The organism is Burkholderia sp. Se-20378 (genome assembly GCF_017104665.1).
In the GTDB taxonomy this organism is placed as follows: Bacteria; Pseudomonadota; Gammaproteobacteria; order Burkholderiales; family Burkholderiaceae; genus Burkholderia; species Burkholderia lata.
In genome coordinates, this window is sequence record NZ_JAAGPG010000451.1 from 1 (window position 1) to 6,599 (window position 6,599).

A 6,599-nucleotide genomic window follows, 5' to 3' on the forward strand; every position below is an offset into this window, starting at 1 on the left:
TCGCCTGGCTCGGCGTGAGCGCGCCGGAACTCGACTGGCTGTCCGACCACTGGCGCGTCGACGCGCGCAGCAGCGCCACGCCGTTGCATCACTACACGTACGTGGCGCACGACAAGCGCAGCGGCGGCAGCCGCCTCGTCGAAATCCCGAAAGGCCGGCTGCGCGAAGCGCAGCGCCGCATCCTGCACGGGCTGCTCGATCGCATCGCGCCGCACGGCGCGGTGCACGGTTTTCGCAAGGGGCACGGCATCGTGTCGTTCGCGGCGCCGCATGCGGATCGCGATGTCGTCGTCCGTTTCGATCTGGCGGATTTCTTCGTATCGATACGCGCCGCACGCGTGCACGCGCTGTTCGTCACGCTCGGGTACCCGGTCGAGGTCGCGCGCACGCTCACCGGGCTGTGCACCAACCGCGTGCCGTCCGCGCGGCTGCTCGCGCCGGACCTGCGCGACCGGTTCGACTGGATCGCTCGCCAGCGCTATCGCGAACGGCACTTGCCGCAGGGCGCGCCGACGTCGCCGGCGCTGGCGAACCTGAGCGCGTTCCGGTTCGACATGCGGCTCGCCGCGCTCGCGCGTTCGCTCGGTGCCACCTACACGCGCTATGCCGACGATCTCGCCTTTTCCGGCGGCAGCACGCTGGCGCGCGACGTCGAGCGGCTGCAGGTCCGGGTCGCCGCGATCGCGCTCGAGGAGGGGTTTGCGCTGCAACTGCGCAAGACGCGCGTGATGCGGCGCGGCATGCGGCAGCAACTGGCCGGCGTGGTCGTCAATCGTCATCCGAACCTGGCGCGCGATGAGTTCGATCTCCTGAAGGCCATCCTGACCAACTGCATCCGGAGCGGCCCGGCGTCGCAGAATCGCGATGCCCATCCGGACTTCCAAGCGCATCTCGCCGGGCGCGTCGCGCATGCGGCCGCGCTGAACCCGGCACGCGGCGCGAAGCTGCGCGCGCTGTTCGACCGGATCGCGTGGGACGTCCACGACGTCGGCCTGTAATCGGACGTATCCGGATCAACGCCGGCCGCCGTCTTCTGCAACACGACACCGAGCACTGCTATCATTCGCGCCATGCCGCGCCTGTGCCATGGTGCGGCGCTTACTTGCCGCAGCCGTTCGCCGTACCTTCGTACCTGGCGGGCTGCGCGTTGCCGGCCCGGTCCTGTCCGTCATTGATTGACGCGCGACGTCGTTTAGTGCGTATCGCGCAAGCCATGCCGGCTCCGGCAAACGATTCACACATTTGACAGCCCCCATCGGCGGAACTTCGTGGTAGGTTCCGCCATCGGAGCTTTTTGCGAAAACATGCCCAAAGAGGATGAATACATGACCCAGGCCCTGCAGGAACTCGAAGCACAACTTCGGGACCTGAACATCAAGCTGTCGGATGCGAAGCAGAAGGAGAAGCAAGCCGCGCTCGCGGCATTCAAGGAACAGGTCGAGCTTTTGGGAATTTCGCAGCAGGAAGTGCTGAGCGCGCTTGGCTACATCGTCCAGCGAAAACGCAAGGCGCCTGCCAAGTACTACGATCCGACGACCGGCCGCTCATGGTCGGGCCGCGGCCCGCGGCCGAAATGGCTCGAAGGCAAGGATCTCGATACGCTCGCCGTCGACCGCGAGGCCAAGACCTGGTGGCCCGGAGACGATCAAGGCTGAAGCCGGCCGGGCCGCGAGGCCACCCGGCGCCGCCCGGTTCGCACGAGCGGGCCGGCCGGCAACACTCCGCCAGCATGCTGTTTTTCATCCGGTGTCCGGCCTGACCGCGACATCGCCGGCCTCGCCGCCGACACCGGATCGCCGTTTTTCCCTCCCGTTCATGCCCCGCAGATTCCCGCTCGCCGTCCCGCAAGCGGGTGCCGCCGCGCACGCGGACCCTCGCTGCCGGCTGGCCGGCCAGCCCTTTGCTCGCGGGCACAGGCCTTAGAATGTCGCCGGACAATCGTGGCAGGACACCATGGCAGCAAACATGAAATCTTCGTCGCTCGGCGGCCCGTCGGCCCCGCGCGTGGAGCAGGTCGGCGCGTACGCGTGGAAAGCGCTGGCCGGATCGGCGATCGGCTATGCGATGGACGGCTTCGACCTGCTGATCCTCGGCTTCATGCTGCCGGCGATCACGGCGGCGCTGCATCTGACGCCCGGGCAGGGCGGCGCGCTGGTCACGTGGACGCTGATCGGCGCCGTCGCGGGCGGCATCCTGTTCGGTGCACTGAGCGACCGTTACGGGCGCGTGCGCGTGCTGACCTGGACGATCCTGCTGTTCGCGATCTTCACCGGGCTGTGCGCGTTCGCGCAGGGTTTCCAGGATCTGCTGGTGTACCGCACCATCGCGGGCATCGGGCTGGGCGGCGAGTTCGGGATCGGCATGGCGCTCGCGGCGGAAGCGTGGCCGGCCAGCAAGCGCGCACGCGTGTCGTGCTACGTCGCGCTCGGCTGGCAGGCCGGCGTGCTGCTGGCTGCGCTGCTGACGCCGTTCCTGCTGATGCACATCGGCTGGCGCGGGATGTTCCTGGTCGGCGTGCTGCCCGCGGTGCTGGCCTGGGCGATGCGCAACAAGCTGCACGAGCCTGAAGCGTTCGTGCAGCGCGCAGCGCAGCCGAAGCCCAATGCGTTCCGCCTGCTCGTCGCGGACGGTCGTACCGCGCGCACGAGCCTCGGCATCGTGATCCTGTGTTCGGTCCAGAACTTCGGCTACTACGGGATCATGATCTGGCTGCCGACCTTCCTGTCCAAACAGATGGGCTTCTCACTGACGAAGTCGGGGCTGTGGACGGCGGCGACGGTCGTCGGGATGATGATCGGCGTCTGGGTGTTCGGGCAGCTGGCCGACCGCATCGGGCGCAAGCCGACGTTCCTGCTGTACCAGCTCGGCGCGGTCGTGACGGTCCTCGCGTATGCGCGGCTGTCGGACCCGACCGCGATGCTGTGGGCCGGTGCGCTGATGGGCATGTTCGTCAACGGGATGGTCGGCGGTTACGGAACGCTGATGTCGGAAGGCTATCCGACGGCCGCACGCGCGACCGCGCAGAACGTGCTGTGGAACATCGGCCGCGCGGTCGGCGGCTTCGGCCCGGTCGCGGTCGGCGCGCTGGCCGCGCATTACTCGTTCCAGACGGCCATCGCGCTGCTCGCCGGCCTGTACGTGCTCGACATGGTCGCGACGCTGTTCCTGATTCCCGAGCTCAAGGGCGTCGAACTCGAATGAGCGCGGCGATCGCGCGTAACACAACGACTTCACTGAAAACCACGATGCAACAGCGGAACAGGACGATCGGCGTAATGGGCTCGGGCAAGGCGCCGTGGCTCGCGTTTTCAGAGCCGCTCGGCGCCTGGCTCGCGCAGGCCGGTTTCAATCTGCTGACGGGCGGCGGGCAGGGCGTGATGCTGGCGGTCGCGCGCGCGTTCGTCGGCGTGCCCGGGCGGGCGGGGCGATCGATCGGCATCCTGCCGACGCAGGCCGATCCGCTCGCGGGCTTCGTGCCGCTCGACGGCTATCCGCATCCGTTCGTCGACATCCCGATCCTCACGCCGCTGCCGCGCCGCGAGCCGGACGCCGCCCCGGATACGATCAACCGCAACTACGTGAACGTGCTGAGCAGCGACCTGATCGTTGCGCTGCCGGGCGGCCACGGCACGGCCGAGGAGATTGCGCTTGCGCAGCGCTGGGGCAAGCCGCTCATCTGCTTCGGGCCGGACGGTGCGTTTCGCGAGCTCGCGGTGGGGGCCACGTGCACGTCGTCGCTCGACGACGTGATCCGCTTCGTGGAACGCGCGTTTTCGGCGGAGCAGGCGCTGCGATAGTGAATCGCGTTGCGTCGACCGCGATTGTCGCGACGTCGGCGCGGCCGCACGGCCGGTTCCTACCGCTGCCGGCCATCAAGCAGGTCGAGCGTCTGCGTCCAGTCGAACGGCAGTAGCGCGTCGTAGTCGAGGCCGCGCTCGGCCATCCTGTCGACGAAGCGATCCTGCACGCGCGCGCATGCCGCGCTCATCTCCGGCGCGATGCCGCCTTCGCGCAACGTCTCGCACACTTCGCGCATCTCCGCCGCGCGCCGGCGGCCGTGTTCGGCGACGCGGCTGATCAGGTAGCCGGGCAGGTCGGGCGATGCCGCGAACTGGTCGAACGTCTGTCGCAACGACGCGAGCACGAGTGCGTCGGCGCCATACGCGCGGGCAGCGCCGAGGCATTCGACGGTCAGCGACTCGATGCCCTTGATCATCACGCTGCGGCACATCTTGGCCGCCGACGCGACGCCGACCCGAGCCGACACGGCCCGGGCATTGAAGCCGAGCGCCTTCAGCTCGTACGCGATCGCTTCGGCCTGCGGACCGCCCAGCAGCATCGGCACGGCGAGCCCGTACGGCGGCACGGGCGCCATCACGGCCGCTTCGACATAGTGGCCGCCGGCGGCTTCGATCCGTTGCTGGCCGTGCTGCTTCATCGCCGGCGACACCGAGTTGATGTCGATGAAGGTCTGGCCCGGCCGGATGCACGCGGCCACGGCGTCGGCGACGTCGGCATCGGACGACGCCGTGACGGCGGACACGATCCACCGCACATCGCGGACTGCATCGGCGAGGGTGGGTGCGGCCCGCACGTTCAGGCGCGCGGCCCTGTTGCGCATCGCCGGCGCGGTGTGCGCGTCGTCGAGCAGCCGGTCGTACATCGTCACGCGCACGTTACGCGCGGCCAGCGCGCCGCCGAGCAGGCCGCCGGCCTCGCCGAATCCGATGAATGCGATCGTCGAATCGTTCATGCGTGTCGCTCCTTCACGATTGGGGCCGCGGCCGTCACGACGGACGGTATCCGGCACGCTTATGACGGCGCCGCGAATCGATGCCGCGCCGACCGGCCATTGCAGGACATTGTCGGTTCATGGTCGATGCGCATGCAATGCGAACCCGCCGCGACAGCCATGCGCTTTCCTTATCGCCCGACGGCAGCATGCGGCGCGCGCGCCACCTCGGTCGCCACGATGCGGATCGCGTCGATCAACGCGCGCGCGGCCGGCGACGGCGGGCTGCCGGTGCGCGTCATCAGCCCGATATCGCGCGTCGTCTCGCGCATCGGCGGGACGTCGAGTACGGCCAGCAAGCCCGAATCGCACTCGTAACGCAGCTGCTGCGCCGACAGCACCGCGAGCATGTCGGTGTGCAGCAGCAGGCCGCGGATCACCGCGAGGTCGGCCGTCTCGACCGTCGGCATCGGCGGCTTGAGCTTCATCCGGCGAAACAGCGCTTCGAACAGGCCGCGTGCGGGCGAATGAATGCGCGGCAGGATCCATTGCGCGCTGGCGAGGCTCTTGATGCCGAGGTTGCGCACGCCGGCGAGCGGGTGATCGCGCCGCGCCAGCACGACGAGGCTCTCCGACATCAACCGTTCGTTTCCGAGGTCGCTCGTCGGGTCGCTCGCGCGCAGCGCGCCGAGGATGAAATCGATGTCGCCCGCGCGCACGCCCGCGACGAGCGCTTCGTACGCGCTTTCGTCGGTGATCACGCGCACCTTCGGGAAACGCGTGACGACGCGTGCGACGGCCTCGGGCAGCATCAGCGTCCGGCCGAGCGGCAGCGCGCCGACGGTCACGACGCCCTGGATGCTGCCGTGCAGCGCCGCGACGTCGTCGGCGACATGCCGCAATTCGTTCAGTGCGCGCCGTATGTGCAGCAGGAACGTTTCGCCGTCGGTCGTCAGCAGCAGGCCGCGCGGATGCCGATGGAACAGCGCGAATCCCGCGCCGCTTTCGAGAATCCGGATCGCGCTGCTGACGGCCGGCTGCGTGACGCCGAGCGTGCGCGCGGCGCTCGGCATGTGCCGGTGCCGCGCGAGCGTCGAGAACAGTTGCAGCCGCCGCGTGTTGAGCAGGTAGGCGGGCAGCCCGCCGTCGGCCGACGCACGCCGGCGCGACTGGCGCAACGCACACCAGTTCGCCAGCTCGCCGAGTTCGGCGAACACGCGCTCGCCGCGCTTCAACACCGCGCGTCCGACCGGCGTCGCGAGCATGCCCGACGGTTTCCGGTCGAACAGCGGCTCGCCGAGTGCCGTTTCGATTTCCTGCACGGCGCGCGTGACGGCCGATTGCGCACGAAACAGCGTCGCGGCCGCGCGGCTCACGCTGCCGGCTTCGGCCACACGCTGCACCGCGTACAGGCATGCGAGGTTCGGGAGTTCGGTGTCGTCCATGGTGCGCTCGGGTGCGGACGGGCCGCATGGCATGCCGGTGGGTGCGCAGCGCGCCGGCGGCAGATGTCGACCGACTTTACCGGAACGGCGGCGCAGCAGCTTGCATCGTGCTTATCGGCCTATCTGTTTTGTTTATCGGGTTCGGCGAGCGGGGATCGCTGGCGGTGCCGGCGGTTCGGTGCGAGGCCGGGCGCGGGCGCCATATCCGGCGGGCGTTCCCGTGATCCGTCGGATGAATGGCGTCGTGCCGAACGGCCCGGACGTCATGCCATTCCGATGAAATTTAAGGGTTTCCCCCGACTACGTGGTGCGATCGCCGGTTGCGTACTTTTGATCCCGGCAGCCGCATCGGCGCAGTTGCCGGCGCTGCGGACCGCCATCTGATTCATTGTTTGTCCGACCACCCCGGGCGTTCCACGAGC

The 6,599-nt window shown here is 69.0% G+C and carries 6 protein-coding genes; 4 read left to right on the top strand and 2 right to left on the bottom strand.

Annotated elements, in window-relative coordinates; genetic code table 11:
• From G3N93_RS30920 to G3N93_RS30935, 4 genes are all read left to right on the top strand, one after another.
• Positions 1–998, top strand: a 998-nt coding sequence (locus G3N93_RS30920; protein ID WP_206134659.1) for a reverse transcriptase family protein, incomplete at its 5' end; no start/stop codon positions are given.
• A 327-nt stretch (positions 999–1,325) separates the two neighbouring features.
• On the top strand, positions 1,326–1,655 hold the full coding sequence (locus tag G3N93_RS30925; protein ID WP_027792132.1) for an H-NS family nucleoid-associated regulatory protein: 330 nt from the start codon (positions 1,326–1,328) through the stop codon (positions 1,653–1,655).
• A gap of 298 nt (positions 1,656–1,953) precedes the next feature.
• The gene (locus G3N93_RS30930; protein WP_206134660.1) at positions 1,954–3,201 is read left to right on the top strand and encodes an MFS transporter; all 1,248 of its coding nucleotides are present in this window, start codon (positions 1,954–1,956) and stop codon (positions 3,199–3,201) included.
• Between the two features lie 44 nt (positions 3,202–3,245).
• Positions 3,246–3,797 (top strand): DNA-binding protein, encoded by a 552-nt coding sequence (locus tag G3N93_RS30935; RefSeq protein ID WP_206122080.1) that lies wholly within the window; start codon positions 3,246–3,248, stop codon positions 3,795–3,797.
• Positions 3,798–3,856: 59 nt separating this feature from the next.
• Here the strand turns inward: G3N93_RS30935 and G3N93_RS30940 are convergent, their stop codons facing one another.
• The gene (locus G3N93_RS30940) at positions 3,857–4,753 is read right to left on the bottom strand and encodes an NAD(P)-dependent oxidoreductase (RefSeq protein ID WP_206134661.1); all 897 of its coding nucleotides are present in this window, start codon (positions 4,751–4,753) and stop codon (positions 3,857–3,859) included.
• A gap of 170 nt (positions 4,754–4,923) precedes the next feature.
• On the bottom strand, positions 4,924–6,177 hold the full coding sequence (locus G3N93_RS30945) for a LysR family transcriptional regulator (RefSeq protein WP_174939131.1): 1,254 nt from the start codon (positions 6,175–6,177) through the stop codon (positions 4,924–4,926).
• Between the last annotated feature and the right edge of the window lie 422 nt (positions 6,178–6,599).